The organism is Paenibacillus sp. HW567, assembly GCF_000374185.1.
Lineage (GTDB): Bacteria > Bacillota > Bacilli > Paenibacillales > Paenibacillaceae > Paenibacillus_AQ.
This window is the reverse complement of sequence record NZ_KB910518.1, coordinates 899,400-919,636: the sequence shown is the minus strand read 5'-3', so window position 1 is coordinate 919,636 and position 20,237 is coordinate 899,400. Positions and strand designations below refer to the sequence as shown.

The following is a 20,237-nucleotide window of genomic DNA, read 5'->3' as shown; positions in this document are numbered from 1 at the left end:
CCCAGGATGAAGGTGGGATTTATCGGAACAGGCAGCATGGGCAGTCTGCTCATCGACGCCTTTCTTTCTTCGGGAGCACTTGAGCCATGTGATGTGCTTGCCGGCAACCGCAGTCAGGCCAAACTGCTGCAGCTTCAAGAACGCCATCCAGGTCTATCCATAGGCAGCAACAGAGAGATTGCAGCCGGAAGCGATATCCTTTTCATATGTGTAAAGCCGCTGGAATTCAAAACGCTGACAGAGGAAATCTCAGGCAGCCTGCACAGCGAGCAAATTGTTGTCTCCATTACCAGCCCCGTGATGCTCTATCACCTGGAATCCGCTCTGCCATCCAAAATTGCCAAAGTCATTCCCAGCATCACCCACTCTGTCAAAAGCGGGACTTCACTTTGTATATTTGGCAGCAGACTTAATAAAAAAGACAGGCTACTGCTGCTTCACCTGTTGTCTTTCATAGGCGTTCCACTAGAAATACAGGAGACGCATACCCGGATCGCTTCAGATTTCTCCAGTTGCGGCCCAGCGTTCATCAGCTATTTCATTGAGCGGTGGATCGAAGCTGCGGTAGAAGCCACTGGCATAGAAGAAGCCTTGCTTACCCGGCTGGCCGGTGAAATGCTGCTCGGTACAGGCAAGCTGTTGACGGAAGGCGGGTTCACTCCGCAAGAGCTGCAAGAACGGGTAGCCGTGCGCGGCGGCATAACAGCGGAAGCCCTGAACCATCTGCGCACCAGTCTGGACGGTGTTTTTGAACGCCTGATCACCACAACGCATGAAAAATACGATGAAGACGTCGAGAAGCTCGACATTCTGTTCGGCGCGGGCGGCATCATTCAAGCTCCGCTGGACCGTTAAAAATCTCGCTGCAACACGGGTCTTTTGTCCTCAAAGCTGCTTTAAACCAACAAAGCCCGCAGCACGGATCACTCCGTTGCTGCGGGCAGAAATGCGTTCTTCGCTTAACCCACTACAATATTAACCAGCTTGCCGGGAACCGCAATGATTTTGCGTACGGTTTTGCCCTCTACCGCCGCCTTCACATTCGGAAGCGACAAGGCATGGTTCTGCATATCTTCCTGACTCATATCCTGCGCGATCAATGCGCGCTGTACGATTTTACCATTTACCTGCACGACGATTTCCACCTCGGCATCCACCGTCCAGGCCTCATCATAAGCCGGCCAAGCCACATAGCTGATGCTTCCTTCATGCCCGAGCAGCTGCCACAGCTCTTCCGAAATATGCGGCGCAAGCGGTGACAGCATCTGCACGAAATGCTCTGCCGCTTCGGTGGACAAGGTGTCCTGCTTGTAAGCATCGTTGATGAAAATCATCAGTTGGCTGATCGCCGTGTTGAAGCGCAGATGCTCGAAATCCTCGGTGACCTTCTTCAGCGTCTTGTGCCAAGTCCGCTTGAACTCGTCGGTGCCGCCGTCCGGGGTGATTTTGGCGCTGATGCTGCCGTCCTCATTCACGAACAGACGCCATACACGGGAGAGGAAGCGGTGAATTCCCTCTACGCCTTTTTCGTTCCACGGCTTCGTTGCTTCCAGCGGCCCCATGAACATTTCATAGACACGAAGTGTATCCGCGCCATAGGCCTCCACAATTTCATCCGGGTTAATGACATTGCCCCGTGATTTACTCATTTTCTCGTTATTATTCCCCAGGATCATTCCCTGGTTCACCAGCTTGTGGAATGGCTCTTTCGTATCGACCACGCCGAGATCATACAGCACCTTGTGCCAGAAACGGGCGTAAAGCAGGTGAAGCACCGCATGCTCGGCTCCGCCGATGTACAAGTCAACCGGCAGCCATTCCTTCTGCTTCTCCGGCGAGCACAGCTCCTTGTCGTTGCGCGGGTCAATGTAGCGCAAGTAATACCAGCAGCTTCCGGCCCATTGCGGCATAGTGTTCGTCTCGCGGCGGGCTTTCATGCCGGTCTCGGGATCAACCGTTTCAACCCACTCGGTCACATTGGCCAGCGGGGATTCACCAGTGCCCGAAGGACGGATTGAATCCACTTCCGGCAGCAGCAGCGGCAGCTCCTCCACCGGAACGGTCTTCATTGTGCCATCTTCCAGATGCAAAATTGGAATCGGCTCGCCCCAGTAACGCTGGCGGCTGAACAGCCAGTCGCGCAGGCGGTAGGTTACTTTGCCTTTGCCGCTGCCCTTCTCTTCCAGCCAGGATATCATTGTGGCGATGGCTTCTTTATTCTCCAGGCCGTTCAGGAAATCGGAATTCACATGCGGTCCGTCTCCGGCGTAGGCTTCTTCTTCGACATTACCGCCCTGTACAACCTCCACAATGTTCAGGCCGAACTGCTTGGCGAATTCCCAGTCGCGGGTGTCATGGCCCGGTACCGCCATAATTGCTCCCGTTCCGTACCCGGCAAGCACATAATCGGCGATCCAGATCGGGACCTGTGCGCCATTCACCGGATTAATGGCATAAGCGCCGGTAAATACGCCGCTTTTCTCCTTAGCCAGATCCGTACGTTCAAGGTCACTCTTGCGGGAAGCCTTGTCACGGTATTCCGCAACTGCTGCCTTCTGCTCCGCTGTCGTAATGAGGTCTACCAATTTATGCTCCGGTGCCAGTACGCAATAGCTTGCGCCGAACAAGGTGTCCGGGCGGGTGGTGAATACCTCCAGGCTCGCATCATGACCTTCAATCGCGAAGATGACCTCAGCGCCGGTGGATTTGCCGATCCAGTTGCGCTGCATATCCTTGATGCTTTCTTCCCAGTCCAGCTCTTCCAGATCTTCAAGCAGGCGTTCAGCATATTCTGTAATCTTGAGAATCCACTGGCGCATCGGTTTGCGGACCACGGGGTGGCCGCCGCGCTCGCTTTTGCCGTCAATGACTTCTTCGTTAGCCAGCACCGTTCCCAGCGCTTCACACCAGTTGACCGATACCTCTGCCACATACGCCAAGCCACGGTTGTACAATTGGATAAAAATCCACTGCGTCCACTTGTAGTACTCCGGATCGGTTGTGCTGATCTCGCGGTCCCAGTCATAGGAGAAGCCCAGCGACTTGATCTGGCGGCGGAAGTTATTAATGTTCTTAACTGTAATGTCGCGCGGATGCTGTCCGGTATCCATTGCATACTGCTCAGCCGGAAGTCCGAAAGCGTCCCAGCCCATCGGGTGCAGCACGTTATAGCCGCGCATCCGTTTGTAGCGGGAGACGATATCTGTAGCTGTATATCCTTCCGGGTGGCCGACATGCAGCCCGGCGCCTGAAGGATACGGGAACATATCCAGCGCGTAGAATTTCGGCTTACCCGCATCTTCACCTGTCTTGAAGGTTTTGTTCTCATCCCAGAATTTTTGCCATTTCGGTTCGATGGTTTGCGCACGGTAGCCTGCTTGGGCTTCTGTGCTGAATTTGTTGTCGCTCATCTTATGCTCCTCCTTGGAGTGTTGCTTGCTTAGTTAAAACTGTTGTCTTAAAAAAATTCAGGGAGCTAGCTCCACTACAAAAAAGTTTTGGGCTTCCGATCGCTGTTATTCTCCGATTTCTTGACTTGAACCGCTGCTAGCGGTAGAAATCCGAGAATAAAGGCGAACACTTCGTTTCTCCAGCTCCAAAATTTTTCTCCATTGCGTTTCCCTGTAACTTTTATAATTCCACCCGTTTTGCCTAACGGGCCGGCAAAGTCCAAGAACCAGCTCAGGACTCGCTGTTCCGCTAGGGGCGGGTAGCTGCTTTCGTGTACCTCAAGCAGACAGGTTGGTTCGCTTCGGCGGCCTGCCGCAACCAGGTTCCTGACAGGTCCAATACTACAAAAAAACCTCCCATCCCTAGCGTATAATCGCTAGGGACGAGAGGTTGAAATTCCCGTGGTACCACCCTAGTTAGCGGCGGATATGCTTTATCTGCCACTCACTTTGACACCCTGTAACGGGGGTGAGACGACGACGGTTCACGCGCGGGCTTCGCAGCTTCAAGCTTGCGGCCGCCTGCGGCTAGCGCCATTACTCCGAGGTGAGTTCACTCTTCTCCGTTAACCGGCTCGCACCTTGCGCCGGCTCTCTGCAATAACGGTCTCACGAATTAATACTCCTCTTCATCGCACAGCTATGCTTACTGATGATTAATCAGTAATATTCACCACATTATATACAAAAGAAGCAGGTACAGTCAATGATTTCCCCTGTTACACCGGCTTACGCCGGATATAATAGGTGATGAAATGCTGGATCACAACTTTTCCGGCCGCAAAAACAGGCACAGCCAGAATCAGTCCGATCATTCCCGCCAATTCTCCGCCCACCAGCAGCGCAAAAATAATCATCAGCGGATGCAGATGCAGCGTACGGCCCACCACCTGCGGCGAAATGACATTGCTCTCCAGCATTTGGCAAAGAGTGTTCACCACAGCTACCAGCAGCACTAGACGCAGCGAAAGCGTTGAAGCCATCACGATTGCCGGCGCTGCCCCCAGGAACGGGCCCATATAGGGAATGATGTTGAACACAGCTACCACACAGGCGAACAGCAGCGCATAAGGCATGCCGATAATCGCATAACCGATATAGGCCAGCCCCCCGATGATGACACAGACGAGGAACTGTCCGCGTATATAGCTGCCGAGCGCATCATCAATATCTTTTAACAGCTTGACCATTGACTTGCGCCGTGAGCGGGGCAGACAGGAGACGACCGCCCGTTCGAATACATCGAAATCCTTAAGAATATAGAACACAAGAAACGGCACGATGAATGCGTTGAACAATACACCTATTGTCGATCCGATATTATCAAGAAAGTGGGAGATGCCTTCGGCTAAACGATTTTCCATCTGATAAAACCAGTTGTTCATGCCCAGCTCCACTCCCGGCGGGATCAGCTTTGAATTCATATTCCGCATTAGCCCCTGCGCATGCAGTGTCATTTCCGGCAAATGTTCATTCAATTCCTCAAGCTGTTCGATGAACATGGGAATCAGGTTGATGGCAATCACCGCAATCGAAGTCAGGAATACGGCATAGATCAGGAGCACTGCAACGCTGCGCGGCATTTTGCGTCCGGCCAGCATACTGACAACAGGATTCAGAACATAGGAGATAATCATGGCTGCCAGAAACGGCGCAAGAATCTCCTTCAGAAACACGAAAATCCCCTGCAGCATCGGACGAAGCTGCCATACGAAATATAAAATGATCAGGGCGAGCAGCACTCCGATCATCCAGCGGAACCATTTGCTTTGGGACCATTGCTCCATGAGTGTACACTCTCCTAGCGGCAATTCTGGACTGGCTTTGTAGATAAGTATATGTATGACTGCCAAAAAATAACCGCCAATTTCTGCCCCTCACTCAAGACATGATATGTATGCAAAAAAGCGCCCAAATTCCCCCTGCCGCATTACGTTGCAAGGGATTTGGACGCATCAGATTATATGTCAATCTAGTTCCTAAAACAGCCTAAATCTATTTCAGGAGGATGCATGAATCTGCGGGAAATCCTGGGCAATCTCTTCCCCGGAGAACAGATCGTCAAGCGAGCTGAGTGTGCCGTCTTCTTCAACCTGATAGACCGACATTTTCTCGCCGTTGACCGTCAGTTCGATGAAACAGCCCCAGCAGTAGAACTGGTGGGAACCAATCTTGCCGATATCCTTGGAGCCACAGTTTGGACACTTCATATAATACATTCCACCTATCCGTTAACAATATTAATGGCTTTTTGAAGCCGTTCTTCGCTCATCGCGGGAACCAGTACCGAATTCTCCCCAATGGACATTCCATCAGAACAAGGCAGCCATCTGCGGCCCTCGATCAAATCAGTTATAAGCCCGTCACTGATTTCCAGCGCTACTATTGTGTTTCCCAACTTCTGGTCAAAATAAACATCGGATACTCGTCCCAGAATTGTTCCGGATGTAGTCAGCACCTGCAGATCCTTCAGTTTGTTCTTTCCCAGAAGAAAAGTATAGGGTATATGGTCAGTGTCGGTCTTCATAATCGACTCTTTACTGCGGATCATGACAGCATCCTCGCCATAAGCGGCAATGTCATCCCATGCCACAACTTTCACGTGACTTGACAAAAATGCTTTACTTTCCACTTCAATACCCGTAACATGCCAGTTTGAATCCAGTACAACATCGGCAATTTTGCCGACTTCATTACCTTCTTCAACCTCATATACAGCGAGGCCAATCATATCTTGAAGTTTCATGGCTGCTATTGTCCCTTCACCTTGAGTGTGCTTACGAGTTCCCTCAGAGCCAGAGAAACTCTCTCTCGCTGAAACGGATACAAGGTAGTAGTGACGCCTAGTCTTTTTTACGCAGCCGTTTCAGAATGGTTTCAACTTTTTGGGCCACATACTCCATTTCTTCATTAGTATTACCCAATCCCGTGCTAAAGCGAATCGCCGAGTTCAAAAGTTCCCCCGGCAGCTTCATCGCCTGCAGCACATGCGAAACCTCAAGCGAACCTGAGGTGCAGGCTGAACCGCTGGCGGCGGCGATTCCCTCCATATCGAGATTCATCAGCAGCACATCGGTTGGAGCTCCAGGAAAGCTGAGGTTCAGAATCCCCGGCAAAAAATGCTGCCCATCCCCGTTGATGACATAGCTCTCCCGCCCGATCCGGCGGTCCAGCTCCCGCAGCAGTGTTTCCCGCAGCAGCAGCGCCTTCTCCCGGCGCTGCTGCAGTTCTCCCACCGCAAGCTCCACCGCCTTGGCAAAACCTGCCGCGCCGGCAAGGCTCTCGGTGCCTGCCCTTCTGCCGCGCTCCTGCACTCCGCCGTGCTGTCTTGGAGACAGCGGCGCACCTCGCCGGACGTACAACCCGCCGATCCCCTGCGGTCCATTGATCTTATGAGCGGTGAAGCTCATATAGTCCACTGGAAGCTCGCGGAGTGTGACCGGCAGCATGCCCAGGACCTGTACTGCATCGACATGGAACAAAATGCCCCGCTCAGCAGCCAATCTGCCAATCTCTTCTATAGGTTCTACAGTTCCTACTTCATTATTCGCGAACATCACGCTGATCAGCACCGTGTCCTCCTGCAAGGCAGCTTCCACATCGGCAGCATTCACCCGCCCCGTAGAATCCACCGGAAGATAAGTAACCGTGAAGCCCATCTTCTCCAGCTCTTCACAGGTATGCAGCACCGCATGATGCTCCACAGCCGTGGTAATGATATGTTTGCCTTTGTGGGCAGATGCGGCGGCCGCGCCGAACAGCGCCAGATTGTCGCTCTCCGTACCGCCGCTTGTGAACACCCATTCCTCAGGCGCACAGCCCAAAAAGCCCGCGATGGTGTCGCGCGCTCCATTGACTATTCTTTTGGCGGAACGTCCGTAGGTGTGCACGCTGGACGCGTTGCCATATTGCTCTAGCAGCATATTGTACATAACCTTAGCCACCTCCGGATGAACCGGGGTTGAGGCGGCGTGGTCCAAATAGATCGGTTTCATGACGATGTTCTCCGCTTCTCTGGTATTCAGAATTTCCTTACAGGACTACTCGATTATACTGCTGAACGTGTTCTTTTACCACCTGTCAATTAACACAATATTGTAACATTTCCAGGCCGCAATTGGCTGATTTATTCAGCTTGCACTCAGCTTTCTCCCCGATATAGTAACGTGGACTTTCGGATAGACAGGGCAACAGAGTTTGAGAGGAGACCGGAAATGTCTTTATCTATTAATAATTACTATAATAAAAGCTATTATGCTCTCACTAACACAAGCACGGGGACCTCTTCAGCCAATTCTTACTCCACGGATGGAGATCAGAGTGCGGCTGGCACGGATTCAACCGATTTCAGTAAAATTGCCAAGCTGATCTTTCAATTAAACGGGTCCAAAGAAGATACAGAGGATTACTACACCGGAACCTATACACCGGCTAAAATGCGTGTGGCGAAAACGGCTTTACCGGGGGATGAGCTGAGCTCGCTGCTGGCACAAATCCAAACGGATACGAGCAGCTATGGGCTATCGCCGGAGAACGGGGATGAGCTGACTTTGCTGTTGCAGACCTTGCAATCTGTTCCATCACCGTCTGGCTCAGCGAATGGTGACTCTGCGGGTACAGGAGAAGATTCAGGCGGTATTCCTGCGATGCTGCAGGCTATGGGGGGATTCCCTCCGCCTTTTGCCTGGGGGCTGAACAACATGAACAGGTCTGAGCGTACAGACCGTACAGATGACGCAGGCGTAACCGGCGGATCAACCGCGCTGGAAGCCGGACTGACCTCAGAGGATATGAAGTCCGTACTGACCCAGTTGCAGAGCCGCCTGAGTTTTGCCGGAAACAAAGAAGAACCCTCTGGAGACACAGATAATCCACTGGCTGCGGTGAAGAGAATGCTCTCTGGAGCGGATTTCTCCACAGCAACTGACAGCGAGCTGTCCAGCCTGTTCAGCAATGTCCTGCAAACGTTGGCATAAAAGATAATAACCCCTGCACCCTACCCGGGGAGTCCACACCTGATTTTGCATGAATTAAAGAACTAATCGCGAGGAAAGCTGCTCCTCTGAGACGACCTCGATGCCATTTAGCCGAAGCAGCGCAGCCGTTACTCCCTCGCCGGGAACTCTCTGTCCGGCAAAATCTCCGTTATAGATCATGGAGCTGCCGCAGGAAGGGCTGTTTTCCTTGAGGACTACAGTCGTTGCCGCGTATTGGCGTGCTTTTTCCAGCGTTTCATAAGCTCCTTTTATATACATTTCAGTTACATCCGTCCCCAGACGGTCCACCACTTTCGCGGTCCCTTCAAGCACAGCCGCACCGTCCCCGCCAATAATTTCTGCCGGTTCTCTTGGGGTGGAGAAACCTCCCAGCAGCTCGGGGCATACCGCAACCGCCTGATGGCTGTCCAGCAGCTTTTGAATGGTCACATCCAGACAAGCCGTGCCGTTATATCTTACTTTCATGCCTGCCAGGCAGGAGCTTACCATAATCACCGGGATTCCCTCCTTCGCTATAACCCGTTTCTTCATTTATAATTGATATTATAGCATTCAATGATACGGGAGGTTTTGGCAGGATGTGCGGGAGATATACCATTATGGTAAGTATGGAAGAATTGATGCTACACTATTTTATCCAGGATACGTCTCTTGTCCATTATGCTCCTAAGTACAATGTGGCCCCGATGCAGCATATACCGGCGGTTATTCATGACGGCAGACAGAACCGGCTTGGAGAGCTCCGGTGGGGGCTGGTTCCTTCTTGGTCGAAGGAGGACAAGAACGGCAGCAGGATGATCAACGCACGCAGTGAGTCGCTTCGGGACAAAGCAGCCTTCAAGGGACTTATACGCTCACGCCGCTGCATCATTCCTGCGGATGGCTTCTACGACTGGAAGCAGCAGGACGGGGGCAAGCAGCCCATGCGGATCACGCTGAAAAGCGGGGAGCTTTTTTCCATGGCCGGGCTGTACGATATTTGGGTGGATGCAAACGGAAATAAGCTCAGCACCTGCACGATCATCACCACAGAGGCCAACAGCCTGATGGCGGATATCCATGACCGCATGCCCGTCATTCTCAGCCGCGAAGCGGAATCACAGTGGCTTGACCGCAACAATCAGGAGGAGCCGGAGCTGATGAAGCTGCTGGTTCCGTACAATGCCGAGCTGATGCGGGCATATCCTGTGTCTGCCGCGGTCGGCAATGTGCGCAATGACTATAAGGAATTGGTGGAGGAAGTTACCACTTCTAAACCTTAGAGTTTTCAAGCCCCCGTTTGATCCGCTGCCGCTAATATTCCGTGATGTCTTCTTTGAGGCTCTTGCAGTTTTCAAGGATATATGAATCTCTCGTATCCTCTTTCAAGGCATGAAACTTCATTCCGTCGAGGACAAGCCGTTCCACGTTTCGGATATCCATAAATGTCGCCCGGCTCCAGGTCGGATAATAATTCTCGGACACCTGTCCAGGATGCCCGTAGCGCATATCCCATACCTTCGGGTATTCTGCGGGAATGTCCTCTTTTTTCACTCCGCCGACAAAGGTATACGTAATATTCTTCATGGTTAAGTCCCGAATCGGATGGCTGTCGCAGGCATCGACCCGAATCCCGGCAAAGGAGGGGCAGCCCATCATATCATCGGTGAAGCGGAAATGGGTGTTGTTCATCTCCTCATCATCCGTTGCAAGGATATCCGACAGATGAATCCGCTCCATGCTGCCGATCTCCGGCATGGCCGCAAGGCCGATCGAAGAGCCGATGGTATCGAGACGATTGTTCAGGATGATAAAGACCGGACGGGTTACATTCCGCATAACCAGCCCTTGGGCTATGATATCCGTAATGCTGCCGCCCTCCGTACATTCAATCTTGATTCCTTCCCGCCAGACATTCTCAAAGGTGCAGTTGTGAATAACTACATTCGAGATGTCGCCCACTGACTTGAGACCGATACGAATACCCGCGCAAATGGAGGTAAAATGACAGTTGGTGATATGCACATTTTGCATCGGATAGGCTTTGCTGCTTGCTTGCAGGCATAGATTGTCATCGGTTCCCCAAATTTTGCAGTTGGAAATAAAGACGTTTTTGCACCCGTCATAATCCAGCCCGTCGCCGTTGTATCTTCTGTCATTGCGGATGTCCAGATCCTCGCACCAAATATTTTCGCTGTCCAGAAAGGCCGTCGTCCACGCGGTCGAGTTATAGAGCCGCACGCCTTTGATGTGAATATTTCTGCAGCGCAGGAACCGCATCATCATCGGGCGATAGATGCTGCCCTCATTCGGAAAGCTCTCGGCATTGCCATTGATTTCACCCTGGCCGACAATGCCAAGGTTCGCCGCATCTTCAGCATAAATGAAGCACTTATCCATGTCTTTCTCATTGATATAGCGGTTGTAATGCGTACCGTCCGGATAATCGCCGATATCGGGATTAGCCAGCAGCGTTGCTGACGGGTTCACCTGTAAATAGACGTTGGATTTCAAAATAATCGTACCGGAAACAAACGTGCCGCCGGCAAAAACGACATAACCTCCACCCGCGCCAAAGCAATCGTCAATCGCTGCTTGAATCGCCTTCGTATCCACAGTGGTGCCATCGCCTACGGCACCGTAATCTTTTACATCAAACCAATCCCGCATAACTTGTTCCTCCATCCTTTATGTCCGACTACCAGATCAGGAGGTCGCTCCCCTTCAGCCGGAGAATGCCTTCAATCAGGAAATAGTCGCCATAGATAATCGGCACTGCGAAATCACCGTTTCTGCTATGGTACGACCCGGTCCCGTTATCGACAATAGCATCCTCTTCGGGATTCCAGTTGCAGAAGCGCCGGTCGGTCGCCTTGAGAATTTGCACCGCTCCGTTCACATACAGCGCCCGCTCCGATTCGCCGACATGCTCCGCAATTTCCAGCATCCCGCAAGCGGCACAAACTCCGGCGGTTGTATCCCAATAGACCGGCTCCTCTGGAGCCCGGAAATCAACGACCGGTACGAAATCCGTTCCGGCTACATTGGCAAGAAAATAGTGGGCTACCTGCTTGGCCGCATCCAAATAGCGCTGTTCACCGGTGTGGTGATAGCTCAGCGCAAAACCGTATATCGCCCAGGCCTGGCCTCTGGACCAGGAAGAACCGGCAGCATACCCTTGTCCGCCGGGAGCTTCCACAAGCTCCCCATTCTCCGGGTCAAGAATGACGATATGATTGCAGGAGCCATCCGGCCGCACAATCTGCTTCAGAGCCGTATCGGCATGATCCTTGGCAATATAGGCAAAACGGGGGTCTTGGGTGGTTTCGCTTGCCCAATACAGCAGCGGAATGTTCATCATACAGTCCACGATAATCCAGCCCGTGCAGTCGTCATTCCAGGCGCGGATAAATTTGCCGCGGGGATTATACCGGCCTGCCAGCAGATTGGCCGCATGTATCCCCCGGGTCTTCGACCGGGTGCTGCCGGTAAGCCGATAGTTGGCGACTGCCGAATGCAGCCACATGAAGCCGACATCGTGATGAAGCCCGTCATAGCCGGCAAAAGCAGCATCCAGTCTATGCTCCACCCTCTCAGCCGCCGCCTTGTATTTCTCCTCACCAGTCGCATGATACATCTGCCACAGCATGCCCGGCCAGAAGCCGTTCGTCCACCAGTAGATGTCCGTTTCGCCCTTATCTTCCTTGTACCGTCCGCCTTCCGGGATGTACGGAATGCGGCTGCCGATCCGGTCACATTCCGCAGACATTTTGACTTGCAGCTTCTTCCATGATTCGTTCAGCCAAGCTTGATTGTCTTCATTCAGTTTAAATATCATCGTCTATTCTCCTTATTCTATGTCTCCAGATTCCAGCACCAAACTACTTTCAGTTTATAGCAGATGGGACAGAATAGTTTCCGTACATAGCACAAAAATATCATTTTATTGTACACTTTTGACTCCATCTCCAAATTTCCAGTACAATAACATACAATTAGAAGGCAAAAGGAGGGATTGGATGCAGCAGTTGTTCGAACATATACCGGTCGACTCAATCCCTTTTCTGTGTACCTACAGAAGCCGTTCAGTGCAGCCGTTCAAAGGCTTCTACCATTGGCATCAATGCTGTGAGCTGCTGATCGTCCATGAAGGGGAAGGCACCGTTACCATCGGACCGCAGGTGTGGGCTATCCGGCCCGGCGCCCTTTTCTTTTTCCAGCCGTTCCAGCTTCATAATGTCTTTGCAGTTCCCTCTGCGGATAAGCCTTATGTCCGCTCCATTATTCATATCAACCAAGCGATCTGCCTGCCCTTTCTGGAAAAGTTCCCTGATCATAAACATTTGTTCAACAATTTATGCTTTGGGACCTCCTCAACGGCAGCTTACTATTTGAAGGAGCATGAACCGCTGATTTCCGGGTCCCTATCACTGCATATGAGTCATGACGAGAGACGGACGGCCTTCAGGCAAGAGAATCACATGATCTTCCTGCTGCAGATGCTTTCCCTTCTTCAAGCAAATGAGCCCCGGGACGGCAATCATTCATCAACCTTCCGCCAGCCCAAATACGCAGAACAGATTATGCTCTGGATTGAACGCAACTTCTCGGAGAACTTTGAACTGGACCGGCTGGCTGAGGAGCTGCATCTAACCAAATCGTATGCATCGCGTATTTTCAGAAAAGAAACGGGAAGCACCATTACCGAATACCTGCTGGCCAGACGGGTTAAACAGGCCTGCGATCTGCTGGAGACGACACGTTTGTCCATTGATGCGATTGCCGTTGAGCTGGGGTTCAACACTTCCGCTTACTTTATTTCCATGTTCAAAAAGGTATACGGAATTACCCCGCTGCAATACCGGAAAATACGGCTGCGCTCTCCGTAAAACCATCCTTGTATGTTTCAGACCCGCATGGTAACACGGAACTCCCAGGCTTCGTTTTCACCGCCGGCAGCGTTCATGCTTAGCCCTTGATCGCACCGGAAGCGAGCCCCTTCACAAAATACTTTTGCAAGAAAATAAAGACAATCAGCACAGGTACGATAGACATTGTCGTTCCCGCAAAAATCATATCCCAGCGCGAAGAGAACTCGCCGACAAAATAGAAAATTTCGACGATCATCGTTTTCGGCTTACCGGACGGCAGCACGAGCATCGGCATCAGAAAGTCGTTCCAAATCCCGAGTCCCTGTAGAACAACCATACTTGCTGTGCACGGGCCAAGAAGCGGGAAAACGATGCGCCAAAAAATGCCGTACCTGGAACAGCCGTCAATTTCGGCCGATTCTTCAATCTCACGCGGAATTCCTTTGAGAAAGCTCGTATACAGAAGGCAGCCAAAACCTACGGAACCGGAAACATAGATGGCGATTGGACCAGCCAGGGAACCGTACATGCCGAAGAACTTCAATTCTTTGAACAGGGGAATCATATAAGCCTGGAAAGGAATCATCATGCCTGCCAGATAAAAGACAAAGATAAAGTTCGTCCAGCGTTTGTGATGCCGTTCAATCGCATACCCAGCCATTGGAATAATCAGCACCATGAAAAAGATCGAGCTGAGCGTAAGCAGCAGGCTGTTCACTATAGCAGCCGGAAATTCCGTTTCGGTCAGCAGATATTTGAAGCTATCCAGATAAAGCGACTTCGGAAACGAAATGGCGCTGCGCATAATGTCCCCGTTGCTCTTGAACGCGGAAATCAGATTGAAGAAGATGGGGAAGAAAAAGATTACCGCAATGATAATCGTGAGGACCAGTAGAATGATATCGTTCCAGGTTACGCTTCTTTTTGCATTCATCTTAGAGCTGCACCTCCCGTTTCCGAAGAACCTTTACCTGGATAATCGTAATGACCAGAATCAGCAGGAACAAGACGAGGGCCATTGCCGTACCAAAGCCTTGCCGCATTTCGCCAAAACCAACCTTGTAGATGATATAGGTCAGCGTTTCGGTTGCAAAGCCCGGACCGCCATCGGTCATAACCGCAATCTGGTCGAAGATTTTCAAGGAGCCGATCATGGACAGCACCGAGCATACGGTAACCGATCCGGCTAGAAGCGGAAATGTGACATTCCAGAATTGTTGCCAGCGGCTGGCACCGTCGATGGCGGCGGCCTCTCCAAGATCGGCGGAGATGCCCTGAAGACCCGCCAGATATATAATCATGTAGTAGCCTGCCGATTTCCATACCGTAGACAGAATGATCGCGATCAGGGCATAGTGCGGGTTCCCGAGCCAGTCAACCATTAACATCTCCAGACCTAATTTGCTTAGAATCTGGTTAAATACTCCGAAGTTGTAGTTCAGAATAATGGTCCAGATAAAACCCATTACAATACCGCTCATCAGAACCGGGAAATAAAAAATACTCCGGAACAGATTTTTGACCCATCTGACATTCTCCACAAGCATTGCGAGCACCAGGGCCACAACATTCTCCAGAATGACAAGCGTGATGGTCAGAATGAGCGTGTTCTTAAGCGCGTTGTGCACCCGCTCGCTATACCAGATTTCCTTGAAGTTCGCAAGACCGATGTAGTTCACTTTGCTGCTTACTCCATCCCAGGAGGTAAAGCTGAGATACACACTGCTCAGCGTCGGAACGATGACAAACAGGACGTACAAAATCAGCGACGGTAAAATAAACAGCAGGGCGTAATGTTGCCATTTTCTTTTTTTCTTGACAACCGGCATGGAGCGTACATTTTTTTCCCTGTTTGTATAAGGCATTGCCATGCTCTTCTCTCCTTTACTTCATATCCAAGACGATTGGAGCTGGCCTCCGCACATGGCGGAAGCCAGTCCCTACTTTATTGCTGGTTGGCTGCTACGTTAGAATCATACTCCGTGTCCGCTTTTTTCATATACTCCTTTACATCGCTGTTCGTGACAACGAGATCCTGCATCAATTTGTAGTACCAGTTGCGGAACTGGGAAGGGATCTGATTCTTGGCATACCATTGGTTTATCATCAGCGATTTGGTTACTGAAGCGTCGTTCGCAAGATCTAGCACCGTTTGCATTTGTTCGGATACCTGCAGTTCCGGTTTGTCCTTAGTGGACGGGATTGTGTTGGTCGCAGATAGGAACTTCCCATATTCATCCTTAGAGAAGAAGAACTTCAGAAATGCCGTAATGGCCTCCTTCTTGTCGGCATCCTTATCGGCTTCCGTAGAGAGGGTCCAGCCTGCCGGAGACGGAAGACCCACAACATTCACCTTGCCTTCGCGGTCCGGCAGCGCATAGAATCCGAATTCGAAGCCCGGGTCGGCTTCCTGAATCTGCGTGAACATCCAGGGACCGGAGAAGAGCTGCGCAGCCTTGCCAGAAATCAGGATTGATGCGGTCTGGTTGTCGCCGGTGCTCAGCCAGCCTTTATCCACATATTTCGTAAACAACTCTTTGTAGTCGGTCATGGCCTGAACAACGTTGTCATCGGTGAAGCTGACCTGCTTGGCGGTGCGCTTTGAGTTCCAATCCGGATCTTTGGAATAGACATCGTCAATCAGGAACTTGTTCAGCCAGAAGCCCATGTGGAAAATATCCTTGCCGCCGACCACAATAGGCGTAACACCACTAGCCTTCAGCTTTTCCTGTGCGGCCAGAAACTCATCGTAAGTTTTAGGCAACTCGGTGATTCCTGCTTTTTCATAGGCTTTCTTACTGTAGATGATACCCTCAGGAGCATTCAGCCCCATCGGCGCATTGTACACCTTGCCGTCAATGGCGGGAACCGAATCAAACAGCGACTGTACGTCTGCCGGGAGCTCGGCGATCTTGCCTGCTTTCAGAAACACCTCGGTGTCGCGCATTTCCACGAGATCCGGGAATTCACCTACGGCATCCTTGGTCTTCAGCCAATCCAGATACGAGGAAGAGGTGCCTTCGCTAATGTCCTTAATGGTGATATTGGGGTTAGCCTCCATAAAGGCCTTGATCTGATCTGCAATAGCCTGCTTGCCCGCAGGGTCGCCAGTAGCATAACCAATCGAGAAGGTGACTTTCTTCGCCTCCGGAGCCGCTGAAGCAGAAGATGCTTCTGGAGCACTGCTGGAAGAATCATTGCCTGATGGCTCATTATTACCGCCGCATGCACTTAAGGCGGATGTCAGCAGTAATGCCGGCACCAATGTACGAACGATTATTTTCTTTGTTATCATTTGAAATGCCTCCCCTTTATGTTTGGAGATCGCTTACCGTCCGCAAGCGCTTTCTCTAATCCCAGATTAACAAATTGCCGGACCCGCTTGAATGAAGTTTCTCTAGTTCGAAGTGCGGCATTTTCGAGCAGATGCCACAATAGCAGCGGCAGGCCCCCCGCCGAAACGAAACGCCTGCCGCTGTAACCGAAGCTGGATGTTATTGGCTTCCTTTTTTTAACTGCCTGTACTCATTAGGCAGCGACCCGAAGGCTTTCCGAAAAACGTCGCTGAAGTGGCGGGGATTGTTATACCCGACCTTGTCGGCGATTTCATAAACCATCAGATCGGTGTTAAGCAGCAGACGGACCGCATGCTTCAGACGAACCCCGGTCAAATACTGCTTGAAATTTTGTCCCGTATGCTTCTTAAAGAAGAAGCTGAAATAGCTTGCATTCATAAAAATAAGGTTGGCCGCAGATTCAAGCGTTACATCTTCACTGTAGTGCTCCTCGATATACTGCTTGACCTTGGCCATCATGGCCTTCTCCTTGTTCCTCGATCCGTTTTCGATAATACACAGAAGCTCCTCCACAACCCGGACCATCTCGGCGCGAAGCCGCTCATAGGTCGAATATTGATTCAACTGGTTTTGAAGCTCATGCCGTTTGACGCTGTGCTCCAGCTTCAACAGTCCGGATTTTTCCAGTTCTTGGATTAGATACAGCAGGGAGGAAAAGCTGGTGGACACAGCTAATGTGCGATTTCCGAATGTAGCGGAATAGATAGTATCCAGCAGTCGATTCCAGGCCTGGAAGCCGGCCGCCTTATCATTCTCCGCGAAGGCGACGGCGGCCTGATGCTGGGACCGGTATATTTCTTCATCAAGCGCCTTTACCTGTTGGAACACACCATATTCAATTACTCTGTTAATCCCCACAAAATATTTGAGCTCCAGCGCACTGACGGCTTGCTTATAGGCCTCCGAGAGCTGCGGCAACTGATCCACCATCCGGCTGATTCCGATCGTGGAACCCAGCTTCAGAAAATCGCGGATTTTCATGTGAATCTCTTGGGTCAGTTGACGCGCTTCCTCCGGACTCTCGTAACTGATAACATATACATGTCTGCCGCTGTGCATGAACACATGCCCGATGCCCGGCTCCGCGATCAGCTCCTGCAATATATTTCCGGCGGCAAATTCGACCAGCCGGGTTTCCTTATCGCTCCACTTCTGATGCTCGCCGTCCCAGTCGATCCCGATCGTGCCCAGGACAAAGCGGGGCCCACGAAGCACCTGGCTGAGCAGCTCATAGGCTTCAGAGCCGGATCTTAACGTTCCGTCGATTAACCTAGCCATCCAATCGGAGATTTCCTCCTGGCGGATTTTCCGTTCCAGATGCTGAAGTTTGCCCTTGCGCAGCTCCTCCTCATGCTCCTCGTTGATCAATTGGGCTGCCCTGCGAAGCACCTGCTCAAGCTGCGGCTTGCGAATCGGCTTCAGTAGATAATCCAGTGCGCCATAAGCAACGGCGTCCCGCGCATAATTGAACTCCTGGTACGCGCTGATAAAGATGACCTTGATCTGCAGTTCTCTCTCCTTGATCGTCTTGATGATATCAATGCCGGACAAATTAGGCATTTTGATATCGCTGATAATGAGATCGGGCGAGATGACCTCCAACTGCTGTAGCAGTTCGCTTCCATCGTACGCCTGCCCGGCAATCTCCATGCCGAGTGCGTCCCAGTCGATCAGCTTCCGCAATCCTTTGATAATGATCGGTTCGTCATCCGCGAGCAGAATTTTGATCATTCTCCTGAACCTCCTTTACTGGGAATTCCATCGTCACCGATGTGCCGATATGTGGCCTGCTTATCACAGTCAGGCCATAACCTTCGCCGCAAAGTGAACGTATCCGCTCCTGTACGTTCTTCATGCCGACATGTCCCGCCGTTTTTGCGTTTCCGGTCAACATGGTCTTCAGCCGTTCGTATTCTTCGGCATTCATCCCAACCCCATCGTCCGAGACCACCATGACAAGCTTGTCCTTCTGTCTCGCAATCGACACTTCAACAGTTCCTCTCCCCTGTGGCTGCAGCCCATGCTCAATCGCGTTCTCTACAAAAGGCTGAAGCGATAATTTCAGGGTCGCCCAGTTCAGATCGACGCCGTCCGCGATATGAACACGCAGATGATACCGTCCTTCAAACCGGACTTCAATGATATAGAAGTAATCGTGCAGATGATCCAGTTCCTCCCGGAGCGTCACCCACTCTTCTCCATAATCAATCACGTACTTGAGTTGATGCGATAATGAAGCGATCATATCACCGACTTCCAGCGCGTCATTATGAACGGCGTTCATCCGGATCACCTCGAGCGTGTTATACAAGTAATGAGGCCGTATCTGGCTTTTCAAGGCATTCAGCTCAGTCTGCTTCTGCTTGATTTCCGCTACATAGGCTTCATTGATATAATTTCGCAATCGCTCGACCATCCGGTTGAAGCCCCTGCCCAGCCGGCCCAGCTCATCCTTGCTCTTAATATCCACCCGGGTCTCCAGGTTGCCGGACTCCACCCTCACCATCTGCTGAATCAGCTCCCGGATCGGGGCAGCCAGCCTGCGGGAGAACCACATGCCCATTAGAATCAGGACAACCATGGAGAAAACAATGGTGAAGTAAACGGAGTACCGTGTCGAGGTAAGCTGCTCATACAGCCGCTCTTTCGATATTTGCACCATGATATTTCCGTTCAGGGCCGGCACCGGTTCGTTGAACTCCATAATTGTTCCATCCGATGGGCCTGAAACCTGAACGGCTCCTTTCCCGTCTCTCTGATTGCTGAAAAAGACCCTTCCTTTGCTATCCACAACATAAAGCTTATCCTTATCGTTAAGCTGGATCTCCGAGAACAGCTCACCAAATCTTGAAGCGTTGATGTCCAGATACAAGGTTCCCAGGATTTTCGGTTTAGCTGTCGGCTGGCCCGAGGTGTCGATCAGATTCCGGCCGACCGTCAGAACCTCTTCGTTCTTTCCCATGAAATAGGTAACGGGATGTTTGGGAAGAAACGCCGCTTTCTTCGGCTCCCGTCTCAACGCCTCACTCCATGTCTGGAGGGGCAGCTTATCCTGATGCAGTTCCCTCGTGTTGCGGGTCTGATGATACACTTTCCCATCCGATTCACGGATAAAGAAGACGCTTGCTATATAGTTATCGCTAAATAAGAGCGTTTTCAAAAAGGTATCGACCGGGATGGAATTGATTTGCTCAAGCTGATTGACATTGTACGCCTGATTATCGTTGGAGCCTTGAATGAAGCCCTCGTACCGGCCGGTATACATCAGCTTAGTGATATCGTCATACTGCGAGAATGCATCGTTGACATTATAGCTCATGTACAGGATCATTTGTTTCAGATTGTCCCGGGTGTAACGTTCGACATGAGAAGTAAAGGTCTGGTAGGAATAGAAGCTCTGCATGAACAAAGGAATAAAACCTACTACAATAAAAGCCGCCGAGAATTTAAAAAATACACTGTGTGTCAGTTGGCGCAATATCCGCATCGTCGTATCCCTCCTTCCACTACCTTAGCACAAGCTGCAAATGTATGTTCAATTATCAAATAAAGAGGAGTATACGGGATCATCGAATCTATAACTGA

17 protein-coding genes and 1 other annotated feature are annotated in these 20,237 nt (G+C 51.2%); of the genes, 4 read left to right on the top strand and 13 right to left on the bottom strand.

The features are described 5' to 3' along the window. Nucleotides 1–6 precede the first annotated feature (6 nt). Nucleotides 7–855, top strand: coding sequence for a late competence protein ComER (gene comER / locus B212_RS0104195; protein ID WP_019909145.1), 849 nt, complete (start codon nt 7–9; stop codon nt 853–855). Between the two features lie 104 nt (nt 856–959). Here the strand turns inward: comER and leuS are convergent, their stop codons facing one another. From leuS to B212_RS0104170, 5 genes are all read right to left on the bottom strand, one after another. Beyond that, nucleotides 960–3,410 carry a leucine--tRNA ligase gene (leuS, locus tag B212_RS0104190; protein ID WP_019909144.1) on the bottom strand — a complete coding sequence of 817 codons (2,451 nt, stop codon included), beginning with the start codon at nt 3,408–3,410 and terminating at the stop codon, nt 960–962. A gap of 415 nt (nt 3,411–3,825) precedes the next feature. Then, nucleotides 3,826–4,091 (bottom strand) — a binding site (T-box leader). Between the two features lie 77 nt (nt 4,092–4,168). Beyond that, nucleotides 4,169–5,236 carry an AI-2E family transporter gene (locus tag B212_RS0104185; RefSeq protein WP_019909143.1) on the bottom strand — a complete coding sequence of 356 codons (1,068 nt, stop codon included), beginning with the start codon at nt 5,234–5,236 and terminating at the stop codon, nt 4,169–4,171. A gap of 213 nt (nt 5,237–5,449) precedes the next feature. Beyond that, nucleotides 5,450–5,659 carry a hypothetical protein gene (locus B212_RS0104180; RefSeq protein WP_019909142.1) on the bottom strand — a complete coding sequence of 70 codons (210 nt, stop codon included), beginning with the start codon at nt 5,657–5,659 and terminating at the stop codon, nt 5,450–5,452. Between the two features lie 14 nt (nt 5,660–5,673). Continuing rightward, entirely contained in the window at nt 5,674–6,195 is a 522-nt protein-coding gene (locus B212_RS0104175) for a PRC-barrel domain-containing protein (protein WP_019909140.1), read from the bottom strand. Nucleotides 6,196–6,292: 97 nt separating this feature from the next. Next, a complete protein-coding gene (locus B212_RS0104170; RefSeq protein WP_019909138.1) occupies nt 6,293–7,444 on the bottom strand; it encodes a cysteine desulfurase family protein in 1,152 nt (383 codons plus the stop codon). Nucleotides 7,445–7,663: 219 nt separating this feature from the next. On the opposite strand from B212_RS0104170, the gene B212_RS0104165 reads away from it, so the two are divergent. After that, nucleotides 7,664–8,425 carry a hypothetical protein gene (locus tag B212_RS0104165; RefSeq protein WP_019909136.1) on the top strand — a complete coding sequence of 254 codons (762 nt, stop codon included), beginning with the start codon at nt 7,664–7,666 and terminating at the stop codon, nt 8,423–8,425. A gap of 54 nt (nt 8,426–8,479) precedes the next feature. Here B212_RS0104165 and B212_RS0104160 read toward each other — a convergent pair whose 3' ends face one another. Next, the gene (locus tag B212_RS0104160; RefSeq protein WP_019909135.1) at nt 8,480–8,941 is read right to left on the bottom strand and encodes a DUF523 domain-containing protein; all 462 of its coding nucleotides are present in this window, start codon (nt 8,939–8,941) and stop codon (nt 8,480–8,482) included. Nucleotides 8,942–9,024: 83 nt separating this feature from the next. Here B212_RS0104160 and B212_RS0104155 point away from each other — a divergent pair, with 83 nt between their 5' ends. After that, nucleotides 9,025–9,708: an SOS response-associated peptidase gene (locus tag B212_RS0104155; protein WP_019909134.1), complete on the top strand. Its 684-nt coding sequence runs from the start codon at nt 9,025–9,027 to the stop codon at nt 9,706–9,708. Nucleotides 9,709–9,739: 31 nt separating this feature from the next. Here the strand turns inward: B212_RS0104155 and B212_RS0104150 are convergent, their stop codons facing one another. Further along, nucleotides 9,740–11,095 (bottom strand): glycoside hydrolase family 28 protein, encoded by a 1,356-nt coding sequence (locus B212_RS0104150; RefSeq protein ID WP_019909133.1) that lies wholly within the window; start codon nt 11,093–11,095, stop codon nt 9,740–9,742. Between the two features lie 28 nt (nt 11,096–11,123). Then, nucleotides 11,124–12,263 carry a glycoside hydrolase family 88 protein gene (locus tag B212_RS0104145; protein ID WP_019909132.1) on the bottom strand — a complete coding sequence of 380 codons (1,140 nt, stop codon included), beginning with the start codon at nt 12,261–12,263 and terminating at the stop codon, nt 11,124–11,126. Nucleotides 12,264–12,444: 181 nt separating this feature from the next. Between B212_RS0104145 and B212_RS0104140 the strand changes: the two genes are divergently transcribed. Further along, entirely contained in the window at nt 12,445–13,314 is an 870-nt protein-coding gene (locus B212_RS0104140; protein WP_019909131.1) for an AraC family transcriptional regulator, read from the top strand. 79 nt (nt 13,315–13,393) lie between these two features. On the opposite strand, the gene B212_RS0104135 is transcribed toward B212_RS0104140, so the two are convergent. From B212_RS0104135 to B212_RS0104115, 5 genes are all read right to left on the bottom strand, one after another. Then, entirely contained in the window at nt 13,394–14,230 is an 837-nt protein-coding gene (locus tag B212_RS0104135) for a carbohydrate ABC transporter permease (protein WP_019909130.1), read from the bottom strand. A gap of 1 nt (nt 14,231) precedes the next feature. After that, nucleotides 14,232–15,167, bottom strand: coding sequence for a carbohydrate ABC transporter permease (locus B212_RS0104130; RefSeq protein ID WP_019909129.1), 936 nt, complete (start codon nt 15,165–15,167; stop codon nt 14,232–14,234). A gap of 74 nt (nt 15,168–15,241) precedes the next feature. Next, complete coding sequence (locus B212_RS0104125) at nt 15,242–16,591, bottom strand: ABC transporter substrate-binding protein (RefSeq protein ID WP_019909128.1); 1,350 nt, start codon at nt 16,589–16,591, stop codon at nt 15,242–15,244. A 199-nt stretch (nt 16,592–16,790) separates the two neighbouring features. Further along, nucleotides 16,791–18,383 (bottom strand): response regulator, encoded by a 1,593-nt coding sequence (locus tag B212_RS0104120; RefSeq protein ID WP_019909127.1) that lies wholly within the window; start codon nt 18,381–18,383, stop codon nt 16,791–16,793. Next, the gene (locus B212_RS0104115; protein ID WP_019909126.1) at nt 18,358–20,139 is read right to left on the bottom strand and encodes a cache domain-containing sensor histidine kinase; all 1,782 of its coding nucleotides are present in this window, start codon (nt 20,137–20,139) and stop codon (nt 18,358–18,360) included. Before B212_RS0104115 ends, B212_RS0104120 begins: the two co-directional genes overlap by 26 nt. Nucleotides 20,140–20,237: the final 98 nt, after the last annotated feature.